The 15,583-nt window shown below is 61.2% G+C and carries 12 protein-coding genes; 7 read left to right on the forward strand and 5 right to left on the reverse strand.

Annotated elements, in window-relative coordinates:
- Nucleotides 1–158: 158 nt before the first annotated feature.
- Complete coding sequence (locus tag V5E97_RS32685; protein WP_406695728.1) at nt 159–626, forward strand: helix-turn-helix domain-containing protein; 468 nt, start codon at nt 159–161, stop codon at nt 624–626.
- Between the two features lie 196 nt (nt 627–822).
- On the opposite strand, the gene V5E97_RS32690 is transcribed toward V5E97_RS32685, so the two are convergent.
- From V5E97_RS32690 to asnB, 3 genes are all read right to left on the reverse strand, one after another.
- Nucleotides 823–1,863, reverse strand: coding sequence for a 1-acyl-sn-glycerol-3-phosphate acyltransferase (locus V5E97_RS32690; protein WP_406695729.1), 1,041 nt, complete (start codon nt 1,861–1,863; stop codon nt 823–825).
- A 120-nt stretch (nt 1,864–1,983) separates the two neighbouring features.
- Nucleotides 1,984–2,706 (reverse strand): metallophosphoesterase family protein, encoded by a 723-nt coding sequence (locus V5E97_RS32695; protein ID WP_406695730.1) that lies wholly within the window; start codon nt 2,704–2,706, stop codon nt 1,984–1,986.
- Nucleotides 2,707–2,990: 284 nt separating this feature from the next.
- On the reverse strand, nt 2,991–4,820 hold the full coding sequence (gene asnB, locus V5E97_RS32700; protein WP_406695731.1) for an asparagine synthase (glutamine-hydrolyzing): 1,830 nt from the start codon (nt 4,818–4,820) through the stop codon (nt 2,991–2,993).
- Between the two features lie 868 nt (nt 4,821–5,688).
- Between asnB and V5E97_RS32705 the strand changes: the two genes are divergently transcribed.
- Nucleotides 5,689–6,840, forward strand: coding sequence for a hypothetical protein (locus V5E97_RS32705; RefSeq protein ID WP_406695732.1), 1,152 nt, complete (start codon nt 5,689–5,691; stop codon nt 6,838–6,840).
- 284 nt (nt 6,841–7,124) lie between these two features.
- On the forward strand, nt 7,125–9,431 hold the full coding sequence (locus tag V5E97_RS32710) for a DUF4159 domain-containing protein (RefSeq protein ID WP_406695733.1): 2,307 nt from the start codon (nt 7,125–7,127) through the stop codon (nt 9,429–9,431).
- A 78-nt stretch (nt 9,432–9,509) separates the two neighbouring features.
- Here the strand turns inward: V5E97_RS32710 and V5E97_RS32715 are convergent, their stop codons facing one another.
- Nucleotides 9,510–10,100 carry a 3-keto-disaccharide hydrolase gene (locus tag V5E97_RS32715; protein WP_406695734.1) on the reverse strand — a complete coding sequence of 197 codons (591 nt, stop codon included), beginning with the start codon at nt 10,098–10,100 and terminating at the stop codon, nt 9,510–9,512.
- Between the two features lie 302 nt (nt 10,101–10,402).
- On the opposite strand from V5E97_RS32715, the gene larB reads away from it, so the two are divergent.
- The 4 genes from larB (at nt 10,403) to V5E97_RS32735 (ending at nt 14,149) form a co-directional block, all read left to right on the forward strand.
- Nucleotides 10,403–11,221: a nickel pincer cofactor biosynthesis protein LarB gene (gene larB / locus V5E97_RS32720; RefSeq protein WP_406695735.1), complete on the forward strand. Its 819-nt coding sequence runs from the start codon at nt 10,403–10,405 to the stop codon at nt 11,219–11,221.
- Nucleotides 11,211–12,080: an NAD(P)H-hydrate dehydratase gene (locus tag V5E97_RS32725; protein ID WP_406695736.1), complete on the forward strand. Its 870-nt coding sequence runs from the start codon at nt 11,211–11,213 to the stop codon at nt 12,078–12,080. The genes larB and V5E97_RS32725 overlap by 11 nt, the downstream gene beginning before the upstream one ends.
- 224 nt (nt 12,081–12,304) lie before the next feature.
- Nucleotides 12,305–12,808, forward strand: coding sequence for a hypothetical protein (locus tag V5E97_RS32730; protein WP_406695737.1), 504 nt, complete (start codon nt 12,305–12,307; stop codon nt 12,806–12,808).
- 360 nt (nt 12,809–13,168) lie between these two features.
- A complete protein-coding gene (locus tag V5E97_RS32735; RefSeq protein WP_406695738.1) occupies nt 13,169–14,149 on the forward strand; it encodes an alpha/beta hydrolase fold domain-containing protein in 981 nt (326 codons plus the stop codon).
- Between the two features lie 207 nt (nt 14,150–14,356).
- On the opposite strand, the gene argJ is transcribed toward V5E97_RS32735, so the two are convergent.
- Nucleotides 14,357–15,565, reverse strand: a complete 1,209-nt coding sequence (gene argJ, locus V5E97_RS32740; RefSeq protein WP_406695739.1) for a bifunctional glutamate N-acetyltransferase/amino-acid acetyltransferase ArgJ — start codon at nt 15,563–15,565, stop codon at nt 14,357–14,359.
- Nucleotides 15,566–15,583 lie beyond the last annotated feature (18 nt).

Below are 15,583 nucleotides of genomic sequence, written 5' to 3' on the forward strand. Positions count from 1 at the left end.
GCGATGTCCGTAGTTCGCAAGATAATTGCGACCGATAGGATATTATTTGCTAATTCAGGAGAGGGCTGTTTTCGGGATCGGGAAATGTGGTAGAGTTAGGTTTGGGGCACCCAAAAGCTCCTTTTCACGAGATGTTGGCACATCGAGGACGTTCGATCATGGATGCCGACAAGGCCTCGCCACTTCAGAAGAAGCTTCTCGGCCAGATGGTCCGTCGGGGCCTGAATGGCCAGAAACTGGCGAAAATCTCCAAGGTCAGCGACTCGGAGATCTCGCGAATTCTTGCCGGAAAATCGCGACCCGGTTTGGAGAATGCCTTCCGTCTTGCCAAGGCGGTCGGTGTCTCACTTGACTATTTGGCCGACGATACCCTGGAAAATGACCCCGCGATTACGACCGATCCGCTCTCCGCGGAGGAGCGGGAAATCCTTGATCTTGCGCATGCAATCGGTTGTTCGCGTGCCACTCGCATCTTAGAAAATATCCGAATCGTCGGTTATGAAGCGGCGATGCGACGCTTGCTCGATGCCAAGCCGCTTAGCGAAGCGGAGGAACCGAGCCGACCGAGTGTCTCCTCTTCTTCACCCCCCCCTGCCCCCAACGCATTGATTTCCAATCGCGTCTAAAGAGTGGGATTGCGTTCAAGAATCAGCGGGCGAGTTCTCAATCGACCGGCTCCAGTGTGGCGAGGGTTGTGAATCAACCCTTGCCACCCGCGTTCCGCATTCAACCGGACGCGTTGGGAACCGATCGAGGCGGACGACTCCTGAGCCTCTTCCGGCTCGGGATGATACCGGTTTGTCTCGTCAGATTCGTCGAATCTCACCGGATCGAGCGGGGTTCGGCCTGATCCGGTTCGGTTGGCGCCTGGGCGCGGAGATAAACGAAACCGTCGTCGTCGAAACTGGCCTGGAGACCGGTGTCGTGCCATTCTTGGCGGCCAGCGAGCAGGGCCTGCAATCGCCCGTCTGACTCCGGTGGAACTGCAACTCCGGCGGCGTCGACGATTCTGAGGGCGACGCCCGGAAGGGGAAGTCCCACCGAGCCTGGTTTGTGTCCGATCTGGTGGACATCGGCCAGATGGACGTCGGGGGTAGAACCCGTCAACGGGCCGAGTTCTGGGTGATTGAGGTGAGGGAGCGCGGGGTCGACTGTCTCAAGTGGAGGCAGGTGGAGACCGCGAAGCTCGGCTGCGCGAACCCCTGCGATGAGTAGAGCTTGGCGGACTGCGAACTTGGTGATCGGCGGGGGAATCGGGGCGCCGAAGACGACGTTGATGGTTCGCCTCCCCTTCTTGGGACGCGACTGAAAGAATCGGCCTCCCGAGTAGCTAAAGAAACTTCCCCAGAGGTTGTCCAGGTACACGGGGACGACCGGCACCTGGGCTCGTCCCTTGAGGATGACCTCAAGGCCTCGGTAAAAGGGGCCGAGCAATCCATTGCGGGTGATCTGGGCTTCGGGGAACAATCCGATGGCATTGCCATCGTCGAGCGTTTTTTGCGCGGCCCGGATCGCGGCGCGAACGGTGCGGCCGCCGCCAAAAGGAACGGCGATCAAGCCTGCGCGTCGGGCAATGAACCCGAGGAACGGTAGCCGGAGAAAGTCGGCATTGACGAGGACCCGCCCACGCCTTGGGCAGCTTGCCGCCAGGATGAACCCGTCGATCCAGCTCACATGGTTCGCCGCGAAGAGGATCGGGCCCGTTCTGGGAACGTACTCCAGACCTTGGATCCGCAAACGATAGCGAGGGAAAAGGAGAAGCCGGAGGAGAGATTGAACGAACCAGGGCAGGAATAGGATGAAGGCGAGTTGGCTGAGCGCGACGGTGGCGACTGCGATCCACAGCCAGTCACGCGTCGACATGGAGGAGCTCCGAGGGCGTCGAGAGCAGGCTCAAGGCAGCGACTGAGAACCTCGAAGTCACGGAGAATGACGCCTCGGGGCGGTTCGCCTGGAGTGGGAAGCGTCGTTTTGGCGGGCCGCTCATTCTCGGATCTCGAGGGCGGTTGAGGCGTCGGGCAGGCGGCCCGTGCGAAGGGAATGGCTCATGAGCTGCTTCGCACGATCGGGCAAGGCTGTTGCCTCAATCCGGGAGATCGTCTCTTCGATGGGATAGGCCACGCGTTTGAGTTCGACCTTGTTGTCGTCGATCACTGCGTACGCAGCCCTTGGATCGCCGTCGCGAGGCTGGCCGACGCTCCCCGGATTGAGCACGACTGTCCCGTCGACGGATAAGTTAAATTGCATGTGCGAATGGCCAACGCAAACGATGTCGGCATCGATGTTTTGAACGCGTTTGGCCCAGAGCAACCGGTCTTTCATCAAGTATTCGTCAAGCGGATCGCGCGGAGTCGCGTGGACGAGGTAGAACCGCCGCCCGCCGAGCGTAAATCTCTGGGTCAGCGGAAGTCGCAGCAAGTATCGCCGTTCATCGAAGCCGAGGGCATTCCAGACGTGTGGGCGTGAGACCCGGGTGAGGTAGCGATACCCTGTCTCGCCGCTGACCGTGATTCCCTGGGCCACGCCATGATCGTGATTCCCCCGGATCGCGTATTGTGCGTGCTCCATGGCCCAGCGGACGCAGCGCGCGGGGTCGGGGCCGTAGTCAACGAGATCCCCCAGGCAAAGACAGACGTCATGCGGTTCGTTGATCGCGGCAAGCGCTGACCAGTTGGCGTGAATATCGGAGACGACGAGGATTCGCATCAGAGGCGATTCCGGCAAGGTGCCAAGGGGGATGTCCCAAAGTCTGCGAGGACCCAAGGGCGATAAGCGTCGGAATCGAACGGAGTCAACGAGGTTCTTGATCGCAAAAGCCGAACCAGGGCGGCGATGAACTGGCGAACTTCAAAAACTCGATCTGCCCCGCCGGGCGTTCTGTCTTGTCTTGAGAGGCTTTACGCTCTCTTGCCGACTCCCAGCACGACGATTCCAGGAGTCCAGGAGGGACAGGGTACGCGATCCCGTGGACGGGATCAATCACACGACGCTCAAGAACCGTGCCAGCGATCGTACCAGAGCTGGAACATCAACAGGGTCCAGAGTGGTTTGCGGTGATCGCGGACGCCGGCCGAGTGCTCACCAATCCGCCGCGCGACTTCGTTGGGATCGAACAACCCCTGACGTTCCAGGCGCGAGCGGTTGAGCAACGAGCTGAGTAACCCGGCCAGAGGGCCGCGGAGCCAGTGGGCCACGGGAATTCCGAAGCCCTTCTTGGGACGGTCGAGGATCGATGCAGGGAGTCGCCCGGCCGCGGCCTTCTTCAAGAGCCGCTTGGTCTGGTTGCGACCGTACTTGAAGCTGGCGGGAAGGGATTGCATCGAGTCGACCAACAGGGCATCGAGAAACGGCGCGCGGACTTCCAGGCCGCAGGCCATACTCGCGCGGTCCACCTTGGCGAGGATGTCATCGGGAAGGTAAGTGTCCTGATACAATGCCAGCGATCGGGTGAGCGGGTCGGCCGTGGGCACAAGTCCGCTGGCGCGGAGCAGATGTTCCGCCTCAACGTCCACCGGCTCTCCTGCGATCAGTAACCGATTGATCTCCGCTCCAGAAAATGAGCCGAGCCAGCGTTGATGGGCGAGCGGGGCCGACTCGGCCGCTCCTCGGAGGAACTGTTTGAGCCGGAAGTCGAGGCTGATGTTGCCGTGATTGACCGGCAACCTTCCGACAGCGGCTCCGGCCAAGGCGCGCGCTGCACGAGGAAGCCGGCGGAACAGGTCCGCGGCGCGCTCGGCCACGAACGTGGGATAACCCGCGAGCAGTTCATCGGCGCCATCACCTCCGAGCGCCACTGTCACTTCGCTTCGAGCAAATCGGCTCAGCAGGTGAGTGGGCAAGATCGAGGCATCGCCGAACGGCTCGTCGAGCCAGCCCGCGACGTCGGGCAAGAGTTCCTGAACGGCCTGAACGGAGAACGTCCGCTCGTGATGATCGGTGCCGAGATGGCGGGCGACGCGCCGAGCGTGGGGACTCTCGTCGAAGGTCGGGTCGGCGAATCCAATCGAGAATGTGTGAATGCCCTGAGCCGGCTCCAACTCGGCCAGCGCCGCCGCCACGCTCGAGGAGTCGATGCCTCCCGATAGGAAAACTCCCAGCGGTACATCAGAGCGGCGATGACGGGCGACCGCGCTCCGAAAGTCGGTCCAGAATTGCTCGGCGGCGACCTCGAACGGCGGACTCTCGCTCTCCTTGAGCGAGGCTGGGGCGCTCCAATATCGCGAGACGCGTGCCTCGCCCTCTTCCCAGACCAGGACGTGTGCGGGCGGCAACTTGCGAAGCCCCGACCAGATCGAGTAGGGAGCCGGGATATATTCATAAAAGAGATAGCGGGCGAGCCCTGACAGGTCGAGCCGTCGAGAGACCTCGGGATGCTCCAGGAGTGCTTTGGCCTCGGAGCCGAAAACCAGGCCGCCGGAGGAAGTCTGGGCATAGAGGAGGGGCTTCTGCCCCATCCGATCGCGGGCCAGGACCAGGCGGTTCCGCTTCTTGTCCCAGAGGGCGAGGGCAAACATCCCATTCAAGAAACGGACAAAATCGGTCCCGTGCTCTTCATAGAGATGGACCAGGCACTCCGTGTCGGATTGACTCCGGAAGGTATGGCCTTGCGCCAGCAGTGATTTCCGGAGTTCGGGTTCGTTGTAGATCTCGCCGTTGTAGGTGACCCAGATGGACTCGTCTTCGTTGGCCATCGGCTGGGAGCCACCGACCAGGTCGATGATCGAGAGTCGGCGATGCCCCAGCGCCACGGGACCTTCGATCAGAAAGCCCTCGCCGTCGGGTCCCCGATGCGCCAGCGTGGTCGTCATCCGCGCCAGCACGGCCGGATCCACGGGTCGATTAGCACGATTCACAAAACCGGCGATACCGCACATGTTCGAGGCGAACGCCTCCAGCCCCCATCTTTTGGAATTGTCCTGAGCCAATCCAGCGTACACCAGCGACGTGCCGACGAACAGTCCGGCTCATGGGTTGACGCGTTCGGGCGTTCAGCGCGATCCGAATCGTCGCTCGTTCGGGCAAGGCTGCCTACTCGGTCAGCGTGGGCTGCTGAGGAACTCAACGGAAAGGCGCCGCGAAACCACGAGATCCAGCGGGAGAATCACATTCCACCGAACGATCACGTCATTGTTGCTAACTAATTGGCATGCAAGAAGATAACTTTGGAACGGAGCACGCGAATTCGCGGTCTGCCCGGAGAATTCCAAGGTGATCATTCTGCTCTGGTCCCTGAGTTGCATTGACGGATTGGCAGCCGATGCTGGCTCGTACTTACAGTTCCCGCAGTTGAACGCCACGAGGACAATGATGACGGTGGACCGCCCCCTACATTTCGCTCGCCAGATTCATACGACCGCCCTCGACTTTTCCCTCCCCACTTGGCGCTCGTCACGGTGATTTCCTGACGACAGCTGCCGATCCAGGGCTTAATCACAAAGCCTTCTGATCACCCCCTCGGTCGACGCGACCCCGGAAAGACCAGGCAACCTGGCCTCGTTCTTTCCGTCATTTATTGCTCGCACGTTCAATATGAAATGTTCTCAATCCATTCTTGGAAGCGTCACGCGTCCAACTTTGAGTCTTAATGAATTCGTTGACAATTGAGCGTTTGGATCTTGTTTCCCTCGGCGCCTTTTGAATCGCAGGCCGTGGAGGAACGATTCGACGAAAATTGTTGGGAGCGAAGCCATGAGTTTGTCACTGAATCGGCTGTTTCGCAGTTTTATATACCTTTTGATCGTCTCGAGCATCACCGCGATCGGGATCAGCCGGCTCGCTCCTCAAGAGGCGCGTTTCCGCATCTTGAGGCCGTCTACTGTTGTACCTGTGAATGGATATCACTTTCGCACTTATGATCGACTACCTCGCGTTCTCGACCCTCAGACCGGCGGTCTCACTCGCGTCAACTTGGAGGGAGTGGATGTGTTCGACAGCGCGGCCTGTTCGCCCTGGGAGAACGACCGCGGCCAGTCGGATGTCGTCGGACGTTGGCTCGGTCGCTCGAAAGCGGTGGATGGTGTCTGCCAGGGATGTGGCTTGGGCCGCTTCAAGTTTCCGGGCGGACAGGCCCTCGAACGCGTCAAGCTGGATGTGATGCCCGTCAGTCGTCCCTGTTTCTTACCCGATGAACCCTCGACCGTTCTTTTTGCGGCAGGGGATGGTCGGCTCTATCGATACACTTTTGAAAAAGAATGTGATCCAACCGGGGGCGTGATCGATGGGGTGAGCCCGACCGCGTTGGCCTGGGACGTTGCCACAGCCGGCGAAAAGCCGGTATTCATCAACGACCCAATCTGGCCGACGGATCCTCGGCTCAAAAATCGACTGATCGCTTCGCTCACCTTCATGGTCAAGGGCCCGGATGGGAAGCCGAAGATGCGCAGTCGACTCGGCTGGCTCCAACTGAACCCGGAAGCCACGGCGATCGTTCGAGCGGGCCGACTGATCGGGCACGACGAGGAGACGACTGCCGGTGCTGTCACCAGCCCCGACGAGTCACTCCCGACCGTCTACTCCTCCGGAACCGGGACGGGACTCACGTTGGCCTACCTCACCCACGCGGCGGGTGAAGAGGGCTGGGGCTTGCGAGTGGCTCCGCTGGAGATTGAATCCGAGACCGGGACCCCGATCGTGGATGAGCTTCGAAGTCACACGATCGCAGCCAAGCAGTCCCATGCGATCCCGATTTTCTCCGCCGACGGACGCACACTCTACTCTGTGCTCAATTCCGATCCCAAGCCTCAAACGGTGGAACGCCTTCCCGTCCCCGACCTGGTGCGTGTCCCCGCCGCTGTGCTCGCGCGACTTGTCGTTCGCAACGGCCGGATCGCATGGAACTGAGGAACTGATCCGGGCGGCGGGGCGGCTTTTGCCGTCCACTCTCGCCGCCCGGTACGACACTGACTGAGATGGCCGCGACGCTCACATCACGTCGTTTACGATCGCCGCGCGTGGTTCAGAGTGTTCGCCCGAGGCCTTGCGGTCGCCTCTCGTTTTAGCTCCTAAGGAAATCGCCAATCCCTTCTCGATCCCGGCTTGCCGCCTTGCGGGTTGGCGCGTCATGCTAACAAGGGGCGTTGACGCGCATCTCGATCCCCGAGGCTCCGCCAGGGAGGTTTCCTATCATGTCGCGAATCGGGCGATTCCTCGCGATCGTATTGGGTCTCGCCGGCTATGCGGGGCCCCTTCTGACGTCGCCGGCACAGGGGGCGGTCACTCGCGAGGAAGTCGAGCGCGCCATACGCGAGGGTGTTCGATTTCTCAAGCAAGAGCAACGCGGTGATGGGTCGTGGAGTGACGTCGACAATAATGCGCACACCGGTTCAACCAGCCTGATCACGTTGGCACTGATAACGGCCGGCGAGCCGGTCAACTCGCCGACGATTCGCAGAGCGCTGGGGTACTTGCGAAACTTCGGCCCGGACGAATTGAAGAGCACCTATGCCGTTGCGCTGCAGACCATGGTGTTCGCGGCGGCCGAGCCCGAGAGAGACCAGTTGAAGCTCGTCGCCAACGTCGAGTGGCTGACGCGGGCCCAGATCCGTCCCGCCGATCGCGTCAACTGGCCTGGGTCGTGGACCTACACCGTGGTCAAGAATCAGCACGGTGACAACTCTAACTCGCAATATGCCTTATTAGGCCTCCATGCGGCCAACGAGGTCGGGATTCCGGTTCGCCCCGATGTCTGGACCCTGGCGCGAAGCTATTGGGAGAATTGCCAGCATCGCGACGGCGGCTGGGCGTACACTCCCGAGTCGAGTTCTCCCGCAACCGGGAGCATGACCTGCGCAGGGATCTCGAGCCTGATCATCACGGGCTTGAAACGCTATCAGGGGCAGGAGACACTCGTCGGCGACGAGATTCACAACTGCGGCAAGGGGGGGCTGAACGTCGACCTGATGCGAGGCGTCGACTGGATGGCCAACCACTTTCGGGTCGGCGATAACTTCGGGCACGGTCAGCAATGGCGCTATTATTACCTTTACGGGATGGAACGCGCGGGCCGACTGACGGGTCGGCGCTTCTTCGGCGACCACGACTGGTATCGCGAGGGGGCTGAAAAGCTGGTCCACGATCAGGATCCCCTCCGCGGATTCTGGCGTGGTGTGATTTTCGAACAGGACCCGCTGGTCGCGACCAGCTTCTCCCTCCTGTTCCTGGCGAAAGGGCGATCGCCCGTCTTGGTCAACAAACTGCGCCACGGACCCAAGGCCGATTGGGATAACGACGCTGACGATATCCGTAACCTGGTGGGAGTCGTTTCCCGGGACTGGAAACCCCTCCTAGGCGGCCAACTCCTGACCTGGCAGATCGTGGATCCGAACGTTTCGACCGTCGAAGATATGATGCAGGCGCCGATTGCTTACTTCAATGGTCACAAAGCCCCCGAGTTCACCGCCGAAGGGGAGAAGAATCTTCGCGACTTCGTCGAGCAGGGAGGTTTCATCTTCGCCGAGGCATGTTGCGGCGATAAAGAGTTCGACAGTGGATTTCGCGAGTTGATGAAAAGGATCTTCTCTGAGGAAGAGTACAAGCTTCACCCGTTGGCCGAAGAGCACGCGGTCTGGCGAGCCCGGCACTTGCTGAGCCCGGATGTGCACCCACTCTGGGGGATCGAGCACGGCTGTAGGACGGTGGTGATCTACTCCCCAGAGGATCTGTCCTGCTACTGGAACCAGGCGGAAAATAGCCCGGCGAACCCGGCCGTGATCAAAGCGTTGCGGGTGGGCCAGAACGTCGTTGACTACGCGACCGGTCGCGAGCTCCCGGCCGACAAGTTGGCGGTCCGCGAGGTCAAGGACTTCAAGCCGGATCGTCCCAGGCGGGGGGCCTTGCATATCGCCAAGCTGGTGCATGCGGGCGACTGGAACGTCGCCCCGTTGGCGATCCCGAACTTGACCACCTCATTGAAACAGAGGTCCGGCCTCGATGTGGTCATCAACCACAAAGAGCTTTTTCCCAACGATCCGAACATCGTCCACTTCCCGCTTATCTACCTCCACGGCCGCGCGGCGTTCACGTATGCGAAGGAAGATATCGACGCGATTCGCCGTCACCTCTCTCCGGGAGGCGGGACGCTTTTTGCCGATGCCGCCTGCGGCAGCCCTGCGTTCGACACGTCATTCCGCAAGTTCGTGGCGACCTTGTTGCCCAACGCTCCCCTGGTACCGATCCCACGAGACGACGAGATCTATTCGAAGAAAGTCGGATACGACCTGGCCGATGTCCGGTTCACCAAGGCGGCCGGTGGTGGAGTCGACTATCCGCAGCTCGAGGGGATCAAAATCGACGGCCACTGGGCGGTCATCTATTCCAAGTATGACCTTGGGTGTGCCCTCGAGCGACATCAGGGGCTTGATTGCAAGGGGTATAGCTATGAGAGCGCCTTGCGAATCGCGACGAATATCGTGCTCTACTCGACCTTGCCGTGAACTCGAACCTTCTCGCGCCCGAGAGGCGCTGAGGGCTTCGAGAGACGACAGAGGTGAGTCGAGCTGAGCCAGCCGCACTCAGGGGAGCGGCTTGATGTCGATCCGCTCGAATTCCAGGATTCCCCTTTCCGCTTGCAATCCGACCCGGCCGTTGAGAAGGGTCAGGTTCTCGGTGGAAGCGACTTCTTCACCGTTGAGCGCGATCGTGGCGCTTTTGCCTCGAGCCACGATCGTCATCAGTTGCCACTCGCCGGTCGCCTTTTTGACTCGCTTGAGGACGTCGACATTGTGGTTTCCCTTCACCCGAACGACCTTGCCGAGGCTCAAGTCGTCCATATTCTGGATCTGATACCCCTGGCTCGGCCAGTTCTTTCCCTCAAGTCCCGCGCGGATATAAACGCCTGAGTCGGTACCGGGGGTCACGAAGCGATAGCGGATCCGCAACTCGAAGTCGGAAAACGTCTTGTCCGAAGCGAGCCAGCCCTCGCCTTTGTTCAAGACGAGGATTCCATCCTTCACGAAAAAGTTGTCCTTCGTGTTGACCATCGACCAGCCCTCGAGCGACCTACCATTAAAGAGGGCGGTGAAGCCGGGTGGTAACTCGTGATCGGCGGCGTTCGCGGGAACCGAGACCAGGAGGGCGAGCGACAAGAGAAGCGAGATGCGCATCGGGGAAGTCTCCTGGAAAAAGGCGATGATCATTGAGGATGAAACGCAAGAGGAGCCGGCCGGAGGCTGGTCGTTCGATCGAGGGCCTTATGGTAACCGGGCTTATGGGACGCATCCAGGCTTGGGTCTTGCCAGGGCGAGCCCGGCCCTGACGGCGAGGTCGGGCGACGGAGGCAACCGGTCTCCTCGACGCAGGAGAACTGAAGAGCGTCGATTGCGGATCGCGGCGAGCCGCGTTACAAGTAAAGGCTGTTGCGGGATCCCCGACCGTCGGGCCGTACGAGAAATCGTGGAAAGAATTCATGGACTCACACGATCTCAGGACATTGTTGGAGAGCGTGCGGAACGGCGAGGTCTCGCCGACGGACGCCGCGCAAAAGCTTCGCACGGTCCCGTTCGAGGACGCTGGAGGCTACGCGTCGGTGGATTTACACCGGGGCATTCGTTGCGGGTTTCCTGAAGTCATTTTCGGACAAGGCAAGACGGCGGAGCAAATCGAGGGCATACTGAAGGTTCTGCTCAAGCATGAACAAGGGGGATTGGTTACGAGGATCGAGCCGGAGACGGCGGCCCACCTGAAATCGGTTTTTGCCCGTGGGGAACATAATCCACTTGGGCGAACGTTTCGGATTCGAGGGGCGGTCGACCCAGGGCCTACCTTGGGTAAGGTTGCGATCGTGACCGCGGGTACGAGTGACCTGCCGGTGGGCGAAGAAGCCAGGGTGACGGCCGAGGCCTGGAACTGCGAGGTCACCCTCTTGGCGGATGTCGGCGTGGCGGGGCTTCATCGGCTCCTGCACAAGCTCGACACGCTGGGCGGAGTGGATGTCGTCGTGGTCGTCGCGGGGATGGAAGGTGCCTTGCCGAGCGTTGTCGGCGGATTGGTCGATTGCCCGGTGATCGCCGTGCCCACCAGTGTGGGGTACGGGGCCAGTTTCGGCGGACTGGCGGCTTTGCTTGGGATGTTAAATAGTTGCGCATCGAATGTCGTCGCGGTGAACATCGACGCTGGCTTCAAGGGGGGCCATGTCGCCGGTCTCATCGCCCGGCGGGCTGGGCAAGCGCGAAGCTCAGCCCAGACACAAACTACAGCACGCGGAGGTTCCGTCCATGACGCTTGAGCGGGTCGATACTCTTCCTATTCTTCCGAAACGTCCGGCAGACGGACACAAGGGGCTTTACGGCTCGGTACTCGTCGTGGCGGGAGGGCGCGGAATGGCCGGCGCGGCCGGTTTGGCCGGCGTCGCGGCACTTCGATCCGGGGCGGGCCTTGTTCGGGTCGCGAGCTCGGCCGAGGTTCAGCCGACGGTCGCGAGCTTCGAGCCCAGCTATATGACCTACCCCTTGGAGAGCGACGAAGAGGGACTGATCCGCTTCGAACCCGCGAAGAAGGCGATCGAAAAGCTGCTCGAACGGTCCACCGTCCTTGCCATTGGTCCCGGCCTCGGTCAGTCGGCGGAGATCCGCGACCTCGTCCGCTGGGTCGTGGAATCCGTCAGCCTACCGACGGTCATTGACGCCGACGCGCTCAATGCCTTGGCTGGCCAGACCGACGCGCTGGCTGATCTCAAGCGGCCCACCGTGATCACCCCTCATCCCGGCGAATTTGCCCGACTGACGGGGCGGCCCGTCGCCGAGATCCAGGCCGATCGCGAGACCCATGCCGTGGCTCTCGCCCAGGCCGACAACCTGGTTGTCGTCCTGAAAGGGGCGAAAACCATCGTGACCGATGGGACCCGGATCTATGTCAACTCGACCGGAAATCCCGGTATGGCGACGGGAGGCGCGGGCGATGTCCTCACTGGAGTGATCGCCGCTCTGATCGGTCAGAAGCTCCCCGCGTTCGAGGCGGCGCAACTCGGTGTTTATATCCACGGATTGGCCGGTGACCTGGCCCGAGACCAGAACGGCGAGATCGGAACGATCGCCGGGGATATTGTCGACGTTCTCGCTGATGCGTTTTATCATCTGACCGCGTGAACGAAGAATAATCGCTCGATCTCGGCGAATAATCCCTACCAGTAGAGTCCGATTTTGGTCGTTCTCTGCTCTGTGAGCCACGATTTCCAGATTGCTCGAGTGCTTGCTCTGTGCGACGAAGAAGTCGTGGCGTATACTCAATATCAACCACAAAGGGTGGGGATGGTGCGGAGACAACCCGACCGTCGGTCGATGCCGTCCCGAAACGAGTGAAGGAGGTTGGGGTGTCTTCACGCGAGAACCCATCGCCGCCCTGGACATACCGGATGGAAGTCTCTCCGACTGGACAGGGGCCCGCGCCGGCCGCCGCCAACTACAACGATCCGGTCGCGTTGCTTCATTTCTTGGTGAACTTACAAAATCAGACGCTCGAGATTCAGCGCCAGATCCTCGAGAACCAGCGGCAGCAACTCGAACTCTCCCGGGAAGCCGCACAGGTCAACCGCGAGCAACGAGCGCGGCAGATCGCTGAACTCGAACGGTGGCAGACGGGCCACGAGCCGGTGCTCGAGCACTGCCGAGAGTCACTTGGCAATCTCGAGAAAGTTCACGCCGCACTGATGGGTGAGCTGGCCGACTACGTCTCCGATCATCATGAAAACCTCCTCGAGGGCGATTTTGCTCTGACCGACTTCGTGGATCGCTTTGGGCCTCGCCTCGCTCATCTCAACACGATGTTGGCGGTGCTCCGACCTCTCGCCGCCGCGGTGAGAAAGACGGAGAGCTGAGCTCCCGCCTCGCTCCGAGGTCTGCCTCCCTTCCACTCTGCCCACGGTTTGTCTCCCCTCCCGTTTCCCTTTGATCGATGCTCGGTCAGGCACCGCCCACCATCATCAGCATGTGATGGTGGGAATTGCTTTCCTTTCAGGATCCCCATCTCCCTTGCACACGGCTGGGATGGGAACGTCTCTTGAATGAGTCGATCGACCGTTGCGTCTCAATCTTGCCGGTGCACCCACCACAGCGTGGTTATCCCCTTGTCGATCTTCGAAACTTGATTGCCAACCTCGGGTTTCATGACGAGCGAGCAGGTCCCTTCCTTGTCGGGGTGCCGGACTTGAACGACCCACCCAGTTGGAGACTGCACCATGTTTGGTCGGATCCCGCGGCACTTCGCTTTGGCCGCCTCGTTGATCGCTGTCGGAGCCTTGGCGCTGGCACAAGCACCCAGCGGTGCTCCGCCCGTACCCAAGGAGGATGCTCCCAAGCCCAAGAGAAAGGGGCTGTTCGCGAAGAAGAAGTTCGCGATGCCCGTGCTCGAAGGGGTCAAGGTCGAGCGTGACCTCACGTATGCCACGCTCAAAAACGACCGAACCCTGAAGCTCGACCTTTACGTGCCCGAGAACGCTCCCGAGAGGTTACCGCTGATCGTCTGGATTCATGGAGGTGGTTGGCGGCAGGGAAACAAGTTCCCCACGGGTGCTGCAAATCTGGCAAAGAAAGGGTATGTCGTCGCCAGCGTCGAGTACCGGCTCTCGGGCGAAGCCCAGTTCCCCGCGCAGATCGAGGATTGCAAGGCGGCCCTCCGCTGGCTCCGAGCGCATGCCAAGACCTATCACATCGACCCCGACAATGTCGGCGCTTGGGGCTCATCGGCAGGCGGGCATCTCGTGTCCTTACTGGGAACGGCTGGCGACAAGACGGTGTGGGACATCGGCGATCATCTTGATCAGTCGAGTCGAGTTCAGGCAGTCTGCGACTTCTATGGTCCAGCCGACTTCACCCAGATGCCCGCCAAGCAAGCGACCAAACCCGATGGATCGGTCGCTCAACTGCTGGGAGGGTCGGTCGCCGAGAAGTCGGAGCAGGCTCGCGAGGCCAGCCCGATTTCCTACGTTTCCAAGGAAGATCCCCCCTTCCTGATCTGTCATGGCACCGAGGATCCGCTCGTCCCCTTGAATCAATCGGTTTCGTTCCACGAGGCTTTGATCAAGGCGGGAGTCCCCGCGACCCTCGTCAAAGTCGAGCGTGGCGGACATGGCTTTCGCGGGGATACGGAACCATCGTCCAAAGAGGTGCTCCAACAAGTTCAAGCGTTCTTCGACGAGCGGCTCAAGTCGAAACCGTAGCCAGCGGATCGCTACAGGGAAGTCGTATGGAATTCTATGTGAGGCCTTACGGATTTGCTGGTATTCGTAAGTGTCGATTGAGTGTGATTCGAACCGTTGTCCGGCCCGGCCGGTGGAATCGATTCCACTTTTGAATTCTGAGAGGCGGTCCGCCGGGGTGAAACCCAACGGCGGGCCGCCCTACTTACGAGAAGCGGAGGTGTGGGTTCAGGTTGTGTAGTCGGCATTGAGCCGGACGTACTCGGCCGTGAGGTCACAGGTCCAGAAACGGATCGATCCGGAACCACGTTGCAGGGTGAGGCGGATCTTGGTCTCGCGTTCGGCTCGCAGATGTGCCGAGACGGCTGCCGCATCGAAGTTGAGTGGAACGCCGTCACGGTAAAGCGGTGTGTCGTTGAGCCAGAGCGAGAGCTCTCGTTCCTCGAACGGAACGCCGGAATAGCCCGCGGCCGAGACAATCCGACCCCAGTTCGGGTCTGCACCTGCCACCGCTGTCTTCACCAGCGGGCTGTCGGCGACCGCCCGCGCGATCGTGCGAGCCTCCTCGCGGTCGCGAGCGCCTTCGACGTCGATCGTGATGAGGTGGGTGGCCCCTTCACCATCCTCGGGTATCATCCGCGCGAGCGTCTGGCACGTCGAGTGAACCGTGGCTGCGAACTTGGCCAGCGAGTCGCCCTGGAGCGGTTCACCCCCGGCTGCGCCGTTGGCAAGGAGAAGGACGGTGTCGTTGGTGCTGGTGTGCCCCTCGACCGAGATGCAGTTGAAGGTGGATTCCACAGCTTCGGAGAGGATCGCCTGCAAGTCCGCCGGAGCGACGTGTGCATCGGTGACCAGAAAGGCGAGCATCGTCGCCATTCGAGGTCCGATCATCGCCGCCCCCTTCGCCAGGCCCAGCAGCGCCGTCGATCGCCCATCCAATTCCAGGCGGTGGGACACGACCTTGGGACGCGTGTCCGTCGTCATGATCGCCTTAGACGCCTCGGCGAACTGTTCCGGCTCGGCGGAGAGGCTGGCCAGTGCGCGAGCCAAGCCGTCGCGGAGGTTGTCCATGGGCAACTGATGGCCGATAACGCCTGTGGACGCCACGAGGACGTGCTGAGGCAGACAGGCGAGTTGCTTGGCGGCGAAGTCGGCGGTCGCGGCCGCGTTCGCCTCGCCTTGAACGCCGGTAGCCGCGTTGGCGTTGCCTGCATTGACGACGATGGCCCGAATGGCGTCGGAGGGAACCAAGGCCTGATCCCACCGCACCGGGGCTGCACAGACTCGGTTGGTCGTGAATGTTCCCGCGGCCGCGCAGGGGCGGTCGCTGACGAGCACGGCCAGGTCGAGTCCTCCCGAGGGCTTGATGCCGGCCTTGACCGCCGCGGTGCGAAACCCGGCCGGGATCTCGAGCTTCGATTCTGAGTCAGAGGACATGCGATCTCTCATAAGAAT

This window comes from Singulisphaera photorubra, from assembly GCF_045290345.1.
Taxonomy (GTDB): domain Bacteria; phylum Planctomycetota; class Planctomycetia; order Isosphaerales; family Isosphaeraceae; genus Singulisphaera.

What these genes read in the sequence shown, in the direction of transcription:
- V5E97_RS32685 (WP_406695728.1), top strand. Translation starts at nt 159, where the DNA reads ATGGATGCCGACAAGGCCTCGCCACTTCAGAAGAAGCTTCTCGGCCAG.
- V5E97_RS32690 (WP_406695729.1), bottom strand. Translation starts at nt 1,863, where the DNA reads ATGTCGACGCGTGACTGGCTGTGGATCGCAGTCGCCACCGTCGCGCTC.
- V5E97_RS32695 (WP_406695730.1), bottom strand. Translation starts at nt 2,706, where the DNA reads ATGCGAATCCTCGTCGTCTCCGATATTCACGCCAACTGGTCAGCGCTT.
- V5E97_RS32705 (WP_406695732.1), top strand. Translation starts at nt 5,689, where the DNA reads ATGAGTTTGTCACTGAATCGGCTGTTTCGCAGTTTTATATACCTTTTG.
- V5E97_RS32710 (WP_406695733.1), top strand. Translation starts at nt 7,125, where the DNA reads ATGTCGCGAATCGGGCGATTCCTCGCGATCGTATTGGGTCTCGCCGGC.
- V5E97_RS32715 (WP_406695734.1), bottom strand. Translation starts at nt 10,100, where the DNA reads ATGCGCATCTCGCTTCTCTTGTCGCTCGCCCTCCTGGTCTCGGTTCCC.
- larB (WP_406695735.1), top strand. Translation starts at nt 10,403, where the DNA reads ATGGACTCACACGATCTCAGGACATTGTTGGAGAGCGTGCGGAACGGC.
- V5E97_RS32725 (WP_406695736.1), top strand. Translation starts at nt 11,211, where the DNA reads ATGACGCTTGAGCGGGTCGATACTCTTCCTATTCTTCCGAAACGTCCG.
- V5E97_RS32735 (WP_406695738.1), top strand. Translation starts at nt 13,169, where the DNA reads ATGTTTGGTCGGATCCCGCGGCACTTCGCTTTGGCCGCCTCGTTGATC.
- argJ (WP_406695739.1), bottom strand. Translation starts at nt 15,565, where the DNA reads ATGTCCTCTGACTCAGAATCGAAGCTCGAGATCCCGGCCGGGTTTCGC.